General features: G+C 69.7%; 16 protein-coding genes. 8 read left to right on the forward strand and 8 right to left on the reverse strand.

Features of this window, described 5'->3' with window-relative positions:
- Positions 1-47: 47 nt before the first annotated feature.
- Together ACFY10_RS47590 and ACFY10_RS47595 are read right to left on the reverse strand one after the other, a co-directional pair.
- The gene (locus tag ACFY10_RS47590) at positions 48-695 is read right to left on the reverse strand and encodes a methyltransferase family protein (RefSeq protein ID WP_390671644.1); all 648 of its coding nucleotides are present in this window, start codon (positions 693-695) and stop codon (positions 48-50) included.
- 96 nt (positions 696-791) lie between these two features.
- Positions 792-1,463, reverse strand: coding sequence for an enoyl-CoA hydratase-related protein (locus tag ACFY10_RS47595; protein ID WP_390671645.1), 672 nt, complete (start codon positions 1,461-1,463; stop codon positions 792-794).
- Positions 1,464-1,733: 270 nt separating this feature from the next.
- Between ACFY10_RS47595 and ACFY10_RS47600 the strand changes: the two genes are divergently transcribed.
- The 3 genes from ACFY10_RS47600 (at position 1,734) to ACFY10_RS47610 (ending at position 5,327) form a co-directional block, all read left to right on the forward strand.
- Positions 1,734-2,570 (forward strand): DUF2182 domain-containing protein, encoded by an 837-nt coding sequence (locus ACFY10_RS47600; RefSeq protein ID WP_390671646.1) that lies wholly within the window; start codon positions 1,734-1,736, stop codon positions 2,568-2,570.
- A gap of 211 nt (positions 2,571-2,781) precedes the next feature.
- The gene (locus ACFY10_RS47605; RefSeq protein ID WP_390671647.1) at positions 2,782-3,966 is read left to right on the forward strand and encodes a permease; all 1,185 of its coding nucleotides are present in this window, start codon (positions 2,782-2,784) and stop codon (positions 3,964-3,966) included.
- Positions 3,967-4,091: 125 nt separating this feature from the next.
- Positions 4,092-5,327 (forward strand): alpha/beta hydrolase family protein, encoded by a 1,236-nt coding sequence (locus ACFY10_RS47610; RefSeq protein WP_390671648.1) that lies wholly within the window; start codon positions 4,092-4,094, stop codon positions 5,325-5,327.
- 20 nt (positions 5,328-5,347) lie between these two features.
- Here the strand turns inward: ACFY10_RS47610 and ACFY10_RS47615 are convergent, their stop codons facing one another.
- A complete protein-coding gene (locus tag ACFY10_RS47615; RefSeq protein WP_390671649.1) occupies positions 5,348-8,026 on the reverse strand; it encodes a discoidin domain-containing protein in 2,679 nt (892 codons plus the stop codon).
- 334 nt (positions 8,027-8,360) lie between these two features.
- Between ACFY10_RS47615 and ACFY10_RS47620 the strand changes: the two genes are divergently transcribed.
- Positions 8,361-9,182, forward strand: a complete 822-nt coding sequence (locus tag ACFY10_RS47620) for an SAM-dependent methyltransferase (protein ID WP_390671650.1) — start codon at positions 8,361-8,363, stop codon at positions 9,180-9,182.
- A 21-nt stretch (positions 9,183-9,203) separates the two neighbouring features.
- Here ACFY10_RS47620 and ACFY10_RS47625 read toward each other — a convergent pair whose 3' ends face one another.
- The 3 genes from ACFY10_RS47625 to ACFY10_RS47635 all read right to left on the reverse strand — a co-directional run bounded on the left by ACFY10_RS47625 (position 9,204) and on the right by ACFY10_RS47635 (position 12,338).
- Positions 9,204-10,163, reverse strand: coding sequence for a hypothetical protein (locus ACFY10_RS47625; protein WP_390671651.1), 960 nt, complete (start codon positions 10,161-10,163; stop codon positions 9,204-9,206).
- An 87-nt stretch (positions 10,164-10,250) separates the two neighbouring features.
- Positions 10,251-11,249 carry a type I glyceraldehyde-3-phosphate dehydrogenase gene (gap, locus tag ACFY10_RS47630; RefSeq protein ID WP_390671652.1) on the reverse strand — a complete coding sequence of 333 codons (999 nt, stop codon included), beginning with the start codon at positions 11,247-11,249 and terminating at the stop codon, positions 10,251-10,253.
- Between the two features lie 132 nt (positions 11,250-11,381).
- Positions 11,382-12,338, reverse strand: a complete 957-nt coding sequence (locus ACFY10_RS47635) for a GlxA family transcriptional regulator (protein WP_390671653.1) — start codon at positions 12,336-12,338, stop codon at positions 11,382-11,384.
- 130 nt (positions 12,339-12,468) lie between these two features.
- Between ACFY10_RS47635 and ACFY10_RS47640 the strand changes: the two genes are divergently transcribed.
- Positions 12,469-12,711 carry an SDR family NAD(P)-dependent oxidoreductase gene (locus tag ACFY10_RS47640; RefSeq protein WP_390671654.1) on the forward strand — a complete coding sequence of 81 codons (243 nt, stop codon included), beginning with the start codon at positions 12,469-12,471 and terminating at the stop codon, positions 12,709-12,711.
- Positions 12,712-13,064: 353 nt separating this feature from the next.
- Positions 13,065-13,601: a GNAT family N-acetyltransferase gene (locus tag ACFY10_RS47645; protein ID WP_390671655.1), complete on the forward strand. Its 537-nt coding sequence runs from the start codon at positions 13,065-13,067 to the stop codon at positions 13,599-13,601.
- A 121-nt stretch (positions 13,602-13,722) separates the two neighbouring features.
- Here the strand turns inward: ACFY10_RS47645 and ACFY10_RS47650 are convergent, their stop codons facing one another.
- Positions 13,723-14,391 (reverse strand): Type 1 glutamine amidotransferase-like domain-containing protein, encoded by a 669-nt coding sequence (locus ACFY10_RS47650; RefSeq protein WP_390671656.1) that lies wholly within the window; start codon positions 14,389-14,391, stop codon positions 13,723-13,725.
- Between the two features lie 18 nt (positions 14,392-14,409).
- On the opposite strand from ACFY10_RS47650, the gene ACFY10_RS47655 reads away from it, so the two are divergent.
- On the forward strand, positions 14,410-15,042 hold the full coding sequence (locus ACFY10_RS47655; RefSeq protein WP_390671689.1) for a tyrosine-type recombinase/integrase: 633 nt from the start codon (positions 14,410-14,412) through the stop codon (positions 15,040-15,042).
- Here the strand turns inward: ACFY10_RS47655 and ACFY10_RS47660 are convergent.
- Complete coding sequence (locus tag ACFY10_RS47660) at positions 14,979-15,305, reverse strand: hypothetical protein (protein ID WP_390671657.1); 327 nt, start codon at positions 15,303-15,305, stop codon at positions 14,979-14,981. The two genes, ACFY10_RS47655 and ACFY10_RS47660, sit on opposite strands and share 64 nt — an antisense overlap.
- Before the next feature lie 376 nt (positions 15,306-15,681).
- Between ACFY10_RS47660 and ACFY10_RS47665 the strand changes: the two genes are divergently transcribed.
- Entirely contained in the window at positions 15,682-16,269 is a 588-nt protein-coding gene (locus ACFY10_RS47665) for a DUF4240 domain-containing protein (protein WP_390671658.1), read from the forward strand.
- The last annotated feature ends 38 nt before the right edge of the window (positions 16,270-16,307 follow it).

Raw genomic sequence — 16,307 nt, forward strand, 5'->3', positions numbered from 1 at the left:
GGGGGTTCACGGGCTGCCGTACACGTCGGTGGGTGCGTCCCTGGGCATCACAGCCGGTGCTCCTCGCCGGCGGCATGGCGGGGCCCGACAGGAGCGGGGCGTGTCCAGGGGATCAGTGCCGGGACGCCTGCGCGGTAGGCGTCGTAGGCAGTGCCGAACCGGCCGGCCATGAGACCGTCCTCGATCCGGACCCGGCGCAGCAGCCACGGTATGGCGACCACCGTCAACGCAATCCAGACGCCGAAGCCGCAGGCGAGCATGGAGCCGATGACCAGGCCGAGCAAGCCGGTGTAGATGGGGTGGCGGACCAGCCGGTAGGGGCCGTCGGTGCGCAGCTCGTGGTGGTCCTTGACCATCGGGACGCCGGCCCACATCGTGCCCAGAACCCAGCGGGCCCACAGCAGCAACGCGGTGGAGGCGACGGCGAGCAGGGCGCCCAGGAGCGCGAGTTCGGGCTGCCAGTACTGCAGATGGCGCCAGAAACTCTGCGAGTGACGGACCAGCGCGGAAAGGGCATAGACGCCCGCTATCAGCAGAATCCGGCGGGGCAGCGTACGTCGCAGGCCATGCGCCCAGCCGTGCAGGCCGGCCTGGCTCTTCACGCCGAAGTAGACGGCGCCCACGATCCAGGCCACGACGAAGATCAGGACGCAGACGCCGGTGAGAGCGACGAGTGCCGAGTGGAGAGAGCCCATGCCTCAAGCCTGCTCCGGGCACCCGGTGGATCACCACCACCCACGGGTCGATGGAGAGGTCTCCACCCATGGACTGCGGCGGCTTTGCCCGTTTGGTCAGCCCAGGGGGTCGGCCGTGTCGCGCAGGGCGGCGAGGGCGGGTGCGTACATGCGGGCCTTGATGGTGGCGAGGGTGTCGCCCGCCTTGGCCGCCTGGGCCCGCGCGATCCCAACTGCCGTCGTCCGTACGGCGTCCTCGTCGGCGGCGTGGTCGACGATGTCGGCGGCCAGGGCGTCATGGCCGCCGTAGCGGCGGGCGGTGACCATGGCCTCGTGGGCGGTCCGCGGCGTCAGGCGGGACTGGATGAGCGCGGACATGCCGGGCGTGAAGGGGATGTTGATGTCGGCCTCGGGCAGGCACCAGAAGCCGCGGTCGGCGCGCATCACGCGGAAGTCGTGGGCCAGCGAGAACATGGCTCCGGCGGCGAAGGTGTGCCCCTGCAGCGCCGCCACGGTGACCACCGGCAGGGACAGCAGCCGTGCGAAGAGCGCGTGCACGGAGACGACGTAGTCCGCGTGCTGGTCGGCGTGGGCGAACAGCCAGTCCAGGTCGAGGCCGTTGGAGTAGAACTTGCCCGTCGCGGCGGTCACCAGGGCGCGCGGCCCGTCCGCCTTCTCCACCTCTTCCAGGGCGGCGTCGACGGCGGCGATCCAGCCGGGGTGGAAACGGTTCTCGCCGTCTCCGAGGTCGAGGACGTAGACGTCGTCCTGGCGGTCGAGCACGGGCATGGCGGCTCCCTCGGGCTGTGCGGTCACGGGCGGGTGCGGTGCTGCGTCCGGCCCGGCACCACGGTCGGGCCGCCGGCCGGAATTCGCTTTCCCGCCGCCGGCCTTCCATGGGCACCCACCATTGCTACCAGCAGGTAACTTATGGTGCGCGGCGTAGAACATGCAAGAGGTGGCACGCCTGCCGGGGCGCCGCCGACGCCCGGCAGTGCTTTGGCTAGCGCCGCTGACGGGGGCGTGCTCTCCTGGAAGTGTCTGCAGGAGAGCACGCCGATGCGTCACATCCGGACTTCCGCCCGCCCATCCGCCCGTCCGCCCGCGCCGACCGGAACGAGCGGAGGCCTGCTGCCGGTGCGGGACCTGGCAATCGCCTGGCTCCTGGTCGTCCTGATCGCGGTGCCCGCCTGGGCGCTGACCATCGGGCAGGCCCAGGACATGGGGGTCGAGCCCGGCACAATGGGCTTGGCACTGCCACTGTTCCTGCTGCTGTGGGTGACGATGATGGCGGCCATGATGCTGCCGTCCATGGCACCGGTGGCCATCACCTGGGTGCGGGGCATCGGCCGGCAGTCCTCCGGCTGGACTCGCACCGTGCGCACCGTCGAGTTCGTGGGCGGGTATCTGCTGGTGTGGACCGCGTTCGGGCTCCTCGCCTACGCGGCCCTGGCTCTCACCGGCGGCCTGGTCGACGACCATCCGACCGCCGGACGCTGGATCGGCTCGGTGGCCTTCCTGCTCGCGGGCCTGTATCAGCTCGGCCCCCTCAAGCACGTCTGTCTGCGGCACTGCCGCGACCCCATGAGCCACCTGGTGCACTACGCCGGGTTCCGGCAGCCGGCCCGGGATCTTCGGGTGGGCGTCCATCACGGCACCTACTGTGTCGGCTGCTGCGCGGGGCTGATGGTCGTCCTGATCCCGCTCGGCGTGATGAACGTGGCGGCGATGGCCGGGCTGGCCGTGGTGATCTTCGTGGAGAAGCTGTGGTCCCGCGGCCCGCTGCTCGCGCGGGCCGTGGGCGTCGCCTTCCTCGTGCTGGCCGTGCTCGCACCGTTCCAGGACTGGATCCTGCCGGGTCTGCAGGGGTCGATGCCCTCGATGGGCGGCATGTGACTCACCTGGCCCTCGATGGGTCTCCCGTGTCCGTCTCGCTCGGACCCTGTGTCCGGCTGGGAGGGAGTCGACCGGCCGTCGCACGGACAGCTGCACAACACCGCACAAGAGCAACCGGCCGCATCAGTGCCGGATATCGTCCACGACATGGCTGCTCCCCTTCCCCGACGGTGGTGGCGAGCGTCGTCCTTTGAGCAGAAGTGGGTGCCCTGTGGAAGCGATCGGCCACGCGCTGTCCATCGCCGGGTCGATGACCTGGGAGGTCACCTGGGCGCTGATCCTGGGTTTCGCCCTGTCGGCCGTGGTGCAGGCGGTGGTGCGCCGGTCGACGGTCGTCCGGCTGCTGGGTGATGACCGGCCGCGCACGCTGAGTCTGGCGGCCGGGCTGGGGGCGGCCTCGTCGTCCTGCTCGTACGCGGCCGTGGCCCTGGCCCGTTCGCTGTTTCGCAAGGGCGCGAACTTCACGGCGGCGATGGCGTTCGAGATCGCCTCCACCAATCTGGTGGTGGAACTCGGCGTGATCCTCGCGCTGTTGATGGGCTGGCAGTTCACGGCCGCCGAGTTCGTCGGCGGGCCGATCATGATCGTCGTACTCGCTGTGCTGTTCCGCCTGTTCCTGCGCGAGCGGCTGCTGGGCCGGGCACGGGAGCAGGCCGAGCGCGGGATCGCGGGTTCGATGGAGGGCCATGCGGCCATGGACATGTCGGTGCGGGCGGAGGGCGGCTTCGCCCGGCGCCTGTTCTCCCGTGCCGGCTTCACGTCCGTGTCGCACATCTTCGTCATGGAGTGGGCGGCGATCGTGCGGGACCTGGTGGCGGGGCTGCTGATCGCGGGGGCGATCGCGGCCTGGGTGCCGGACGATTTCTGGCGCACGTTCTTCCTGGCGGACCATCCGCTCGCCGCCAAAGTGATCGGCCCGCTGGTCGGGCCACTGGTGGCCGTCGCCACCTTCGTCTGCTCGATCGGCAACGTGCCGCTGGCCGTGGTCCTGTGGAAGGGCGGTATCAGCTTCGGCGGTGTGATCGCCTTCATCTACGCCGACCTGCTGATCCTCCCCATCCTGAACATCTACCGGAAGTACTACGGCGCCCGGACGGCCGTCTTCCTCCTGGCCACCTTCTTCGCCGCGATGGCCGTCGCCGGATACGTCGTCGAGTTCACCTTCGGCGGGCTGGGCCTGATCCCCGACCAGGCCGACGCCACGGTCCCCGAGGAGGGGATCACCTGGAACTACACGACCTGGCTCAACATCGCCTTCCTGCTGCTGGCCGCGACTCTGCTCGTACGGTTCTGGCGCACCGGCGGCCCGGCCATGCTGCGGATGATGGGCGGCTCGCCCGAAGCCGGGGAACACGGACACGAGCACGGGCACGCGCACACCCCGCACGAGTCGTGAGTACGGGAACCGTGGGATAACCCCCGTGTGCATCAACCGGCCTGCCGGATGGTCGACGGCCGGGTCGCTCCACAAGTCTGTACTGCGTGGACGTTGAACACGCATACAGACGAAGGAGTTGAGGCATGCAGACCCGCCGCGCCGCCATGCTGTCGGCCGTTGCAGCGGTCGCCCTGTCCGCCGTCCCGGCGCGAGCCGCGGCCGCCGGGGCGCGGGGAGCCGGTCCGGTGCGGCTGACCTTGCCCGCGCCCGGCGGCCCGTATCCCGTGGGGACGGTCTCGCTGCGCCTCGTCGATGCCTCGCGTGCCGATCCCTGGGTCGCGTCGCAGCCGTACCGGGAGCTCATGATCGGCATCCGGTACCCGGCCCGGAGCGTCGGCGGGTACCCGGCCGCACCCCAGATGCTCCCCGGCGAGGCCGCCGGGTTCGCGGCCCTGAACAACCTGACCGATGTGCCCAGCGGTCGGGTCGACTGGTCGGCCACCCGCACGCACGCTCATGAAGGCGCCCCGGTCGATCGGGACGGTGGTCCGTTCCCGGTCGTCTGCTACTCCCCCGGTGTCGGGGACCCGCGCTCCCTGGGCACCACACTCTGCGACGACCTTGCCTCCCGGGGCCATGTCGTGGTGACCGTCGATCACACCTACGACGCCTCCGCCGTCCAGTTTCCCGGCGGCCGCGTCGAAAGTTCCGTTCTGCCCGCGGAGTTCGCCAAGGCGTACCCGGACCAGCAGCGCATCACCGCGCTGCTGCAGAAAACCATGGCCGTACGCGTGGCCGACACCCGCTTCCTCCTCGACGCACTGCCGAGGGCACTGCCTCAAGACCTGCGCGGCATCCTGGACTTCGGCCGCATCGGCATGTTCGGCCAGTCGGCAGGTGGCTTCACCGCCTTGCAGACCATGCACGACGACCCGCGCATCGCAGCAGCGGCGAACCTGGACGGCGTTCTTGCGTACGTCCAGGACGACAGCACCCCCGGCGACCTTTCCACCGTTGCCGCCGACGGCCTCGACCGCCCCTTCCTGCTGATCGGCAAGGACGGCAACGACCTCGGCACGGTGCCGTCCTGGGAGGCGCTGTGGCGGCACAGCCGCGGCTGGCACCGGGGCCTGAGCCTGCGCGGCGCGCAACACGCCACGTACACCGACGCCGAGGTGATCGTCCCGCAGATCGCGAGGCGGCTCGGCCTGCCCCGGAAGACCGTCGTCGAGAACATCGGCACCATCGCCCCGAGGCGCGCGATCACCGCCCAACGGGCCTACGTCGCCGCCTTCTTCGACCGCTGGCTGCGCGGGCGGGACGACGACGGGCTGCTGGACGGGACGTCGAGTTGTGTCCCGGAGGCACGGTTCTTCTGACGCCGGCGTGCCCGGCTCTCTCACCCGCGGATCGTCAACCAGTCCAGGGCCGCGACCTGAGGGCCTCCCCTGGCGACGAGGTAGAGGGTGTGGATGCCGGTCAGCCGACGGGACAGGGAGATGGACTGTTCCTGCCAGGTGTCGGCGGCGCCGGTCGGGTGCACGGGAAGGGTTGCCGCCAGGGGACCGTGTGGGGTGTCGAGGCGGAGTTGGAGTGCGCAGCCGCTGGTGCAGGTGGAGGCCAGGCGTACGGTGAGGCGGTCGCCGCTCGCGCTCGCCCGACGGAAGCCGACATGGCCGCCGGAGCCCAGTGTGCCGGTGGCTGCCGTACCGGACGCCACCCCGTGCACGGACGTGGCCTGCTCGGCCTGGAGCGTGGTGGAGGCGTCGGGGCCCTCGCCGTACAGGCGCAGGTCGTTGACCACCCAGGGGACGGGGCCGCGTGCGGTGAGGGTGATCCGGACGTAGCGAGCCGTTTGGGTCGGGAAGGCCGCGTCCTGGGTGAAGGAACGGCCGAAGACCCGGGCGAGGTTCTTGCGCCAGTGCCTGCCGTCGTGGCTGACCGACACCGAGAAGCCGTACGGCTGTCCGCCGGTGTCGCGTCCCGCGTCGAGGGCGAGCCGGTCGAAGGTCTTCGCCTCGCGCAGGTCGACGGTCAGCGACTGACCGGGGGCCTGCGCGGCGGTGACCGTCCAGCGGGTGTTGATGTCCCCGTCGACGGCGGCGGAGGCGTCCGTGCCGTCGCTTGCGGTCGCGGTCCAGGTGCCGTGCCGGACGCGCTGCAGGCAGCCGGGAAGGTTGCAGCCGGTCGACCAGATCGGCTCGCCGTATTCGTAGGCGCCGATGTCGGCGGCCGCGCCCCGGACCTCGGTGGTCACTCCGTCGATCGTCTCGCCCGCGTCGATGACGGGTGAGCCGGCCGCCGGCCACAGTTCGCCGTTGACCGCGTCCGTGTAGCCGGGCCGCTCGCTGGTCAGGTTGGAGCGGACCACCGGCGGCGGATCGCCCGTCCGGCTGGCGCTGACCGGCTGCGGTCCGACGATGTTGCTGAGGTACGAGCCGGAGGCGTCGGTCGCACCGCTCAGCAGCACCGAGTTGCCGTTGATGCCGGGGCCGTAGCTGGAGTTGTGGTCCTGGTTGGCGATGCTCGGGCCGGTGTGGCCGTTGAAGAAGGTCCCTCGGGTGCCGGTGTTCCAGACGACGTTGTGGTGCAGGAGGAAATGGCCGGAGTAGTTGTCGACGTAGAAACCGACCTGGCCGTCGGCGTCGTGCGAGGTGTTGTGGTCGATGGAGGTGCCGGAGCCGTTCAGGCTGCAGCAGACGTAGAAGGGTGAGCCGTCGCGGGAGATGCGCATCGCCTCGGACAGGTCGTTGTAGGCGATCCGGTTGCCGTGGAACTCGGTGCCGTTGAGCTGCCAGGCCGTGTCGATGGAGGCACGGCCCGTACGGCGGATCGTGTTGTGCGTGATCGTGTGGTCGTTGCCGTTGATCTCGATGCCGGGGGTGTAGCTGCCCATCCAGCCGACGTCGTGGATGTAGTTGTCCGTGACCGTGTTTCCGGTGCCGCGCACCAGGACGCCGTCGCCCGCGGACTGCGAGATCTCGCTGTTCTCGAGGGTGTTGCCCGTGCCGAGGATCTGCAGGCCGGAGTCGAGGATGCGGGAGGCGACTATGTGCCCCTCGGAGGGCGGGATCGCCAGGTCGCCGTCCGGTGGCATGGGGAGGGTGGAGAACTCGGAGATGTACGTGGCGTGCAGGCCGTCGACCACAACTCCCGTGCTGGACGGCCCCGTTCGCAGGGAGGTGCCCCACAGGTTCAGGCCGCGCACGGTGACGTAGGAGGTGTTGCTCAGGTCCATGCCCCAGATGCGGTGCTTGGCGGTCGCCGCGTGTCCGGCCATCCCGCCCTTCGGCGGGACGAGGTAGAGCCGGTGCGCGGCCTTGTCGTAGTACCACTCCCCCGGCTGGTCGAGGGCGGCCTTCGAGCCCACGAGGTAGTAGTTGCGGTAGTTCTGGTTGCCCATGCAGAGGGGCGGACAGCGATGGTTGCCGCCCGTGAAGTCCAGGTTGCCGGGTGCGGTGGCGGTGACCGTGCCGGTCTGCTGGGCCCAGGGATTGGAGCCCGCCCACAGGTGCACGGTCGCGCCGGTCCAGTCGGCGTCCGGGAGGTCGGGGTTGTCGATGTGCTGGTCGGTGGAGGTGGAGTCGGCCTCGGCCCAGGTGGTGTTCAGCGGATCGGAGCCGGAGTTGGGCCAACGGCCCTCGGGGGCACGGTCGTTGTCCAGGAACACCGCGTTGAAGTCGGGGTCGAGCGGCAGGTTCGTGTCGGCGGCGACCAGTCCGCCGCCGGCGTCCTGCCAGCCGGCCACCGGCTCGGTTCCGTCGACGGTCACCGGGCCGTCACCGTACGCGGCGAGGGTGATCGGGGCGCCCTTCGTGCCGGAGGGCGGGGTCACCTGCTCGCGATAAGTGCCGCGGTGGACCAGGCAGTTGTCGCCGGGGCGGACGCGGGAGAGGCAGTCGCCGATGGTGCGGAAGGGGCTGGTCAGGGAGCCATGCGCCTGGTCGCTGCCCCAGGGGGCGACATGGTAGGTGCGGCCGGGGCCCGCTGCCTGCGCCTGCACCGGGAGAGCCAACAGGGCCGCCACAGCGGCCAGTACGGACAGATGTTCCGCTCTCGGTCTCGGTCGCGGTCTCATACTCCGGCTCCCGTCTCCCGTCGTCGGACTCATGGCTCAAGGTCGGCGACCGCCCCGGAAACGTAGGAGATTCATCCGATGACGTCAACAGTTCGGGCGGGAACCGGCGACAGCCTTGACTGAAATCCCCGATATAGGAAGGGACTTCGGAATCCAACCATCCCCAAGGCGCGCACAACAGCTCCGATGTATCTGATGAGGCCCGGGCTCAGGCGACTGCGAAGATCGGGGAATCAGTGGCCTGAGCCGACACCGCCCGCTACGTTGTCGCTTGCCCACAGGCGCGAGGGGGCGGCGGTCGAGGGGGCCGCCGGTCCAGGACGAGGAGCGTGTCATGACCGAGGAACCGGCCGCCGACCGTGAGGCCGTGCTGGCGCGGCTGGATCTGACCACCCCGCATTCGGCACGGGTGTGGAACTACTGGCTGGGCGGCAAGGACAACTACGCCCCCGACCGCGCCATGGGCGACCAAGTCCTGGAGTACTTCCCGGAGATCGTCGACGCCGCCCGGGCCGACCGGGCGTTCCTGGGCCGGGCGGTGCGCCATCTGGTCGGCGAGGCGGGCGTGCGCCAGTTCCTCGATCTGGGCACCGGCCTGCCCACCGCGGACAACACGCACGAGGTCGCCCAGCGGCTGGCCCCGGCCTCACGGATCGTCTACGTGGACAACGACCCCCTGGTCCTGGTGCATGCCCAGGCCCTGCTCACCAGCAGCCCCGAGGGCGTCACGGACTACATCGACGGCGACGTCCACGAACCCGGCCCGATCCTCGATGCCGCCGCCCGGACGCTGGACCTCACGCAGCCGGTGGCGCTCATGCTGCTGGGCATCATGCAGTTCGTGAACGACGACGAGCAGGCGTACGAGATCGTCGACCGGCTCGTCGCCGCCCTGCCCTCCGGCAGCTACCTGGCGCTCGCCCATCCCACCGCCGAGGTCCACACCGAGGCCATGACGGCGGCGGTGGCCAGCTGGAACGAGCAGGGCTCGGCGCCGATGAAACTCCGCAGCCGCGAGCAGTTGCAGCGGTTCTTCGACGGTCTGGATCTGCTGGAGCCGGGCGTGGTGTCGTGTTCGCGCTGGCATGCGCAGCAGCCGGAGGTCGGCGAGATCGTCGACGTGACGCAGTTCTGCGGGGTGGCGCGGAAGCCGTGAAGCAGCATCGAGGGCAAGCCTTCAGGACCGGCCCTCGAGGATGTCGTGGGCTTTGCGGAGCGCGTCGCGGTTCCAGCTGCGCTGCTGCTCCAGCTTCGCCCGGTTCTTGGCGATGAGCTGGTTCTGGATGCGTACGTCGATGGCGTGCACGGTGCGGACGTAGCCGGTCCGCTGCTTGCAGCGGGCGTCGGCGGTCGCGGTCTGCTTCTCGAGGGCGGAGGGCTCGTCGGGGTCCTGGGGCGGCGCGGAAAGCCGTGCCGCCAACTCCTTGCGCTGGCGGTCCTCGCCGATCTCGGCGTCCCTGGGAGTCGCATAGTGGTAGCCCGACTTCCGCATACAGGCCGACCACGCCTTCTCCGCCTTCTTCCAGACGGGGTCCTTCATGCCCTGCTGGAGGCTCTTGCTCTCCAGGTCCAGGACCGGGTCCCTGCGGTCCTGCGGGTTCGTACCGTAGATCCCGCGGTCCGCCTCGCCGAGACAGCCGCGGCGCGGGATGCGGTGGCCGTGGACCGTCTTCGGATCGTCGCCGAAGAACTGGCCGGTGAGCGCAAGGTATTCGGAGAGGGTCCACTTCCTCTCCGGGTAGTTGCGCCGGTACTTGGCACGCGCCGCCTGATAGCCGTAGTGAGCTGCCTGCTCGGGGTCCTGAATGCCGTAGCGGAAGTCGTCGTCGGCAAACGCGACGGCCGTGAACACGCCCGTGCCCGCCGGGCGTTGGGGCCAGGCGGGGAGGGGGTCGATGTCGAGGTTCTTCAGGCCGTCGAACCCGAGCCGGACCATGCACTCCTTGGCGAGCGTCCACCGGGCCGTGCCGACGGTCTGTCCGTGGTCGGACATGTCGTACGCGGTCAGCGGCAGGAACCGCGGGTCGTTCGACGAGGTGGGGCCGGACTCGGGCGTCGGCGAGCCGGACGGCTGCCCGCAACCGGCGAGGGCGAGGGCCGAGGCGAGGACCAGTAAGAGGGGGGCGGCTGTGCGCATTGGGCCAGCTCATCAGGGTCCGCACACGGCGGACCGTGGTGGAGGCCACAGTTCCGGGTCACAGCCGCATCACAGGTCCGGCGCCGGTCAGCCGGCCGCGAGGAGCTCCAGCGTGTCGATCACCCGGTTGGAGAAGCCCCATTCGTTGTCGTACCAGGCGACCACCTTGACGTGGCGGCCGTCGACGCGAGTGAGGGCCGAGTCGAAGATCGACGAGGCCGGGTTGCCGGTGATGTCGGACGACACGAGCGGGTCGTCGGAGTACTCGAGGACGCCGGCCAACGGGCCCTGGGCCGCGGCACGGTAGGCCGCCAGCACGTCGTCCCGGGTCACGTCGCGGGCGACCGTGGTGTTGAGCTCGACGATCGAGCCCACCGGAACCGGTACGCGGATCGAGTCGCCCGACAGCTTGCCGTCCAGGCCCGGCAGCACGAGGCCGATCGCCTTCGCGGCGCCCGTCGTGGTGGGAACGATGTTGATGCCGGCGGCGCGGGCGCGGCGGGCGTCACGGTGGGGGCCGTCCTGGAGGTTCTGCTCCTGTGTGTAGGCGTGCACCGTGGTCATGAAGCCGTGCTCGATGCCGGCGAGTTCGTCGAGGACCGCGGCGAGCGGCGCGAGCGCGTTGGTCGTGCAGGACGCGTTCGAGACGATCGTGTGCAGCTCCGGGTCGTACGCGTCGGTGTTGACCCCGTACGCGAGTGTCACGTCGGCGCCGTCCGACGGTGCGCTGACCAGGACCTTCCTCGCGCCCGCGTCGAGGTGGGCGCGGGCGGCCTTGGCGGAGGTGAAGCGGCCGGTGGACTCCAGCGCGACGTCGACGCCGAGTTCGGCCCAGGGCAGCTGCGCCGGGTCGCGCTCGGCGAGCACCTTGATGCGCCGGCCGTCGACGACGAGGGTGTCGCCGTCGACGGTCACCGGGCGGCCGAGCCGGCCGGCCGTGGAGTCGTAGGCGAGGAGCCGGGCGAGAGTGGCGGGCTCCGTGAGGTCGTTGACGGCGACGATCTCGAGGTCGGTGTCGCGTTCGAGCAGGGCGCGCAGCACGTTGCGTCCGATGCGGCCGAATCCGTTGATGGCGACGCGAGTCATGAATACCCCTTGGTGTCTCTGCGGCTCGTCTGGGTTCAGCACCAGCCTCGCGTGCGGGATCCGGCGGTGGCCGTGGCGTGAGCGCCATGGTTCGCAAGGATCGCGCCAAGCCGACGGAGCGGGCGGCGCGGCCTACTCGCCCTGGGTGAACGTGCGCCGGTACTCACTCGGCGTGGTCCCGAGGATGCGCTGGAAATGCATGCGCAGATTCGCGCCGGTGCCCAGGCCGACGTCGTTGGCGATCTGCTCGACACTGCGCTCCGACCGTTCGAGCAGCTCCCGGGCCAGGTCGATGCGGGCGCGCATGACCCACTGCATCGGCGTGTATCCGGTGTCCTCGACGAAGCGCCGCGAAAAGGTGCGCGGTGAGACCGCCGCGTGCTCGGCGAGGGTGTCGAGGCTGAGGGGTTCGTCGAGCCGGTGCAGGGCCCACTCGCGGGTGGCGGCGAAGCGCTCGCCGAGCGGCTCGGGCACACTGCGCGGCACGTACTGCGCCTGGCCGCCGCTGCGGTAGGGGGCCGCGACCAGGCGCCGGGCCGCGTGGTTGGAGGCGGCCACGCCGAGGTCGCCGCGCAGGATGTGCAGGCACAGGTCGATGCCGGAGGCGGCGCCGGCCGAGGTCAGCACGCTGCCCTCGTCGACGAACAGGACGTTCTCGTCGACCTGGACGAGCGGATGCTTCTCCGCGAGCGCCCGCGTGTAGTGCCAGTGCGTCGTGGCACGTTTGCCGTCGAGCAGGCCGGTGGCGGCGAGCGCGAAGGCGCCCGTGGAGATGGCGGCGAGCCGTGCGCCCCGCTCGTGGGCGGCGATCAGCGCGTCGACGACGGCCTGCGGCGGGTCCTCGCGGTCCGGGAACCGGTAGCCGGGCACGAACACGATGTCGGCCCAGGCGAGCGCGTCGAGCCCGTCGGCGACGTGGTACGCCAGACCGTCGCCGCCGGTCACGAGCCCGGGTTTCGCACCGCACACCCGCACCTCGTACGGCATGCTCGCGCGGGTCGTGAACACCTGCGCGGGAATGCCGACGTCGAGCGGCTTCGCGCCTTCGAGGACCAGGACGGCGACGCGATGGAGGCGGGAGGTCGGCACGGGGAACAGGGTACGAGGGGTGCAGGGCGGGCGTGATCATCTGCGCACCGGCGGGCAGGCGGAACCCCACCGGTTCGTCGTCACGGATCGACGCGGCCGTCGCCCGGCGGCCGGCCGCGGAAGCCTTCGAGTGGTCGTCAACTCGTCCCGGAGCGAGGCCGCGGGCAAGGAGCTCGCCGCCGGTCTGCCCGACGCGGTGCACGTACAGGGGGACGTCGCCGACCCCGCGGACGCCCGGCGGATCGTCCAGTCGGCGATCGACGCCTACGGTCGGCTCGACATCCTCGTGAACAACGCGGGCACCACCCGCTTCATCCCTTGGACGACCTCGAGGCCGCGGACCTCGAGGTCAGGCGGGAGATCTTCGACGTGAACGTCTTCGGCGCACGGCAGCTGACCGCCGCCGCGGTGCCGCATCTGCGGAGGTCCGACGCCGCCTCGGTCGTGAACAGCTCGTCCGTCTCGGCCACCCGCGCCCTCGGTGCCGCCAGAGCTCCATGCGAGGGTGAGTCCGGCGGTGACGGCGTTTCGACGGGGTGGGCGGTGCCGGAACATGTCAGCACGGCGTACGCGATCTCAGAACCCATCCTTGAACGCGCAGGGCGAAGCAGCGCGGGATTGTGGCTCGTTGGAGGGGATGCGAGAGAAGAAGGACGGACCCGGGCAGGTGGGTTGATCGGTCCGCGAATCTTGATCGCTACCGAGCCTGCTGATTAGCTGGCCGGCATGTCTGATCTTGGCCCCGTCGCCTGGCCACCTGCCCCGATCAGGACCGAGAGGCTCGTGCTCCGTGAGCCCGAGGCCCGCGATCGTGCGGCGGTCATCGAGTTGCTGGCCTCGCCAGAGGTGGGCACCTACCTCGGTGGCCCCCAGCCGCGTGATGAGCTCGAGCGCGCGATACCGGGGGCGCCCAGCCGGCACCCCGGCCGTTTCATAGTCGATCTCGACGGAGCGATGATCGGCCAGATCACGATCTACAGAGAAACGGGCCACCTTCGTCAGGCTGCTGGAAAAGCTGAGCTCGGCTACTTGTTCCTGCCGCGGACGTGGGGACGCGGGTACGCCGCCGAGGCGTGCGCCGCGGCACTCGACTGGTTCGCCGGCGCGCTTCCCGGCCAACCAGTGGTACTCGCCACCCAGACCGCCAACGTCCGCTCGATGCGCCTCGCGGCGAAGCTGGGGTTCATCGAGGTAGAGCGGTTTGAGGCTTACGGCGCCGAGCAGTGGTTCGGCATGTGGTCCCCGGCCGCGCTGTCCCACTGAGCTCGTGCTCGGCGGTGCCCGCACTCACCGCGAAGAAGCCGGGCGGGCGCGAGGCGATCAACCGAGGTTCAAGGATGGGTTCTCAGACTGCCCTGTCCGGGGCTCCCCACCGCGCGTCGCGTCACGGATGGAACCGCCACCGGCCTTCAGAAATGACATCCACCTTGCCGTCCCTCACGCGAACGGCCGTCTCGTCGTCGATGAAGTAGATCGGGAAGTCCGCCCGCGCGGCGATGCGATCAGCCCAGGCGTCGTCCCGCTCGGGGAAATCCGGCGAGTACAGGTGGGGCTTGAGATACCAGTCGAAGAGGCCGAACGGCGGCTCCACGGTCGTCGCGCCGAGCACGTGGAGGTCCGTGGTGTCCCCGATGACGTCGGCGGAGTGTCCGGTGAGATTACGGCTGAAGATCATTGATCCGGCGCTCACCCCCACATAGACCCGGCTCTCCAGCGCCTTAAGGAAGCCGTCGGCCAGACCGTTGCCGGTGATGCTGCGCGCGAGGTGGTAGTGGCTGCCGCCCTCGACATAGATGACGTCGGCGTGGAGCAGCCGGTCGAGCACCATCTGCCGGGGCAGCCCGTTCAGCTCCAGGACGTCGAACTCCCGCCAGCCGAGGCCGTGCAGCCGGTTCATGTCCGAGACGAACCACCCGTGGTCCCCGGGCTCGGCGACTGACGCCGTGGGAACGAACACGACGTTCGCCGATCCGAACGGCTTCCCCAGCATGTCCCGCAGCGCATCCCGCAGCGTCTCGTTGCGCAGGCCACTCGCCGTCAACAGAAAGTTCATCGGACGACCCAAGCACGACTGACGGGCGCGCGCAACGAACCCTGGAGCCACCAATACTTCCGCCGAATCCTCTCAACGGAAACGGTCAACGGCGGCCTGCCGATCCACATCGCTGCGAAGCTCCTTGGCCATCTCGATCTCAACACCACTCAGGCTTACGTCGCCGTGTATCCCGAAGAGGTGATCCGCCACCACCGGCAGTTCGTCGACAAACGCCGAACCCACCGTCCCAGCGAGGAATACCGCGAGCCCAGCGACACCGAGTGGCAGGACTTCCGCGACCACTTCAGCCTGCGCAAGGTCGCACTCGGCACCTGCGACCGGCCTTATGGAACCCCTTGTCAGCATGAAAACGCCTGCATCAGATGCCCCATGCTCCGCCTCGACCTAAGTCAGGAACCCCGGCTGCTGGAGATCGAAGCCAACACCCGTCAGCGCCTCGGAGAGGCCCAACGGATGCGGTGGCTTGGTGAGGTCGCCGGCCTGCGGGAGCCTGCGGCACATCGCCGACAAGAAACAGCAGGCCGAACGCCTTCGAGCCCAAACAGACCGAGGGGAGGACGGGGTCGCCGCTCTTGGTTGAGCGGTCATGCCTCCGCGATGATCTGGGCCTTCAGGCGGTCATATTCGGCAACCGCGTCCGGCACGTGATCGAAGTAGTTGTCCCAGAAACCCGGTCGCTGCCACTCCTGGGGCGCCAGGGTCAGCCGGCCATCCTCCAGCCCGGTGACCCAACAGGTCGGCATCCGATCGGACACGATCTCGAACATGTCGGCGTCCCACAGTCCGGGCGAGTCGATGTCGTCCCGCCTCGCACTGCGGTCAGGAAGGCGGAACAGAATCCGCGGCCGGGCGGCGAGCACTTCGAGGACCGGGTACTCCTCGCCGATCCGCACGCCCGGATGCTCGCTCACGACCGTCGAGGTCCCGGGTTGGATGATTTTGATGCATCGGACGATCACCACGGCAGCCTACGCAGTCCCGACGACGGGCCTCCTCAACCCCTTGCATCCATGAGAATGCCTGCCTGCGATGCTCGATGCACTGGCCCGACCCGGCTCAACGGGCCCGGATCGTCGACATCCGCGACAACATCATCGCCCGGATCGCGGAGGCCGAGCGAGGGGGCTGGCTCGGCGAGGTCGAAGGGCTCCAGATCACCCTTGCGGGAGCGGACGACAAGCTCGCCCAGATCGACCGGCGGGTTCCGCGAACCGTTGACCTCCCCATGCCTACTGCCACGACCGGCCCCCGGAGTCGGCTGTCAGGGCCAGGTGAGAGGGTGCGGCCATGAACATCGACGAATTCTGGACCGTCATCGAAACGGCACGCACCGACGCCGCTTCGACCTCCGGAGACCCGGGCCAAGCGTTCGCATCGGCCCTGGTCGAGCGGCTCGCGGCGACCTCGAAGCAGACGATCCTCGAATACCAGCAGTGCTTCGATCAGCTCCACGGGGCGATCTACCGCTGGGACGTGTGGGCTGCCGGCTATCTGATCGGTGGAGGCTGCTCCGACGACGCCTTCATGGACTTCCGCGCCGGCCTCATCGCCCAGGGCCGAGAGTGGTACGACCGGGCCGCTACTGCACCCGATGTTCTCGCCCAGCATCCGGACGTCATCGCTGCGGCGGCCGAAGGCAGCGACGAGGCGCTGTTCAACGAAACCGTCAACTACGCAGCCTCCTACGCCTACGAGCGCATCAACGCAAACGAGGACGACTGCACCTTCTACGACGACTACGACCAGTTCTGCGGCCCCCGAGCCAACCAAGAGCCAGCCGATATGGGCGAGAGCTTCGATTTCGACAACGCCTCGGAGATGCATGCCCGTCTTCCCAGACTGGCCCAGCTCTTCCTTGATCACGGAGACGACTGAGTTCGCGTAGCCTCCTCACCGCCAAGTTCAGAGAACAG

The organism is Streptomyces sp. NPDC001401 (assembly GCF_042895385.1).
GTDB lineage: Bacteria > Actinomycetota > Actinomycetes > Streptomycetales > Streptomycetaceae > Streptomyces.

Excerpts from the sequence above, each read along its gene's own strand:
- ACFY10_RS47590 (WP_390671644.1), bottom strand. The coding sequence starts at position 695 with ATGGGCTCTCTCCACTCGGCACTCGTCGCTCTCACCGGCGTCTGCGTC.
- ACFY10_RS47595 (WP_390671645.1), bottom strand. The coding sequence starts at position 1,463 with ATGCCCGTGCTCGACCGCCAGGACGACGTCTACGTCCTCGACCTCGGA.
- ACFY10_RS47600 (WP_390671646.1), top strand. The coding sequence starts at position 1,734 with ATGCGTCACATCCGGACTTCCGCCCGCCCATCCGCCCGTCCGCCCGCG.
- ACFY10_RS47610 (WP_390671648.1), top strand. The coding sequence starts at position 4,092 with ATGCAGACCCGCCGCGCCGCCATGCTGTCGGCCGTTGCAGCGGTCGCC.
- ACFY10_RS47615 (WP_390671649.1), bottom strand. The coding sequence starts at position 8,026 with ATGAGACCGCGACCGAGACCGAGAGCGGAACATCTGTCCGTACTGGCC.
- ACFY10_RS47620 (WP_390671650.1), top strand. The coding sequence starts at position 8,361 with ATGACCGAGGAACCGGCCGCCGACCGTGAGGCCGTGCTGGCGCGGCTG.
- ACFY10_RS47625 (WP_390671651.1), bottom strand. The coding sequence starts at position 10,163 with ATGCGCACAGCCGCCCCCCTCTTACTGGTCCTCGCCTCGGCCCTCGCC.
- gap (WP_390671652.1), bottom strand. The coding sequence starts at position 11,249 with ATGACTCGCGTCGCCATCAACGGATTCGGCCGCATCGGACGCAACGTG.
- ACFY10_RS47645 (WP_390671655.1), top strand. The coding sequence starts at position 13,065 with ATGTCTGATCTTGGCCCCGTCGCCTGGCCACCTGCCCCGATCAGGACC.
- ACFY10_RS47650 (WP_390671656.1), bottom strand. The coding sequence starts at position 14,391 with ATGAACTTTCTGTTGACGGCGAGTGGCCTGCGCAACGAGACGCTGCGG.
- ACFY10_RS47665 (WP_390671658.1), top strand. The coding sequence starts at position 15,682 with ATGAACATCGACGAATTCTGGACCGTCATCGAAACGGCACGCACCGAC.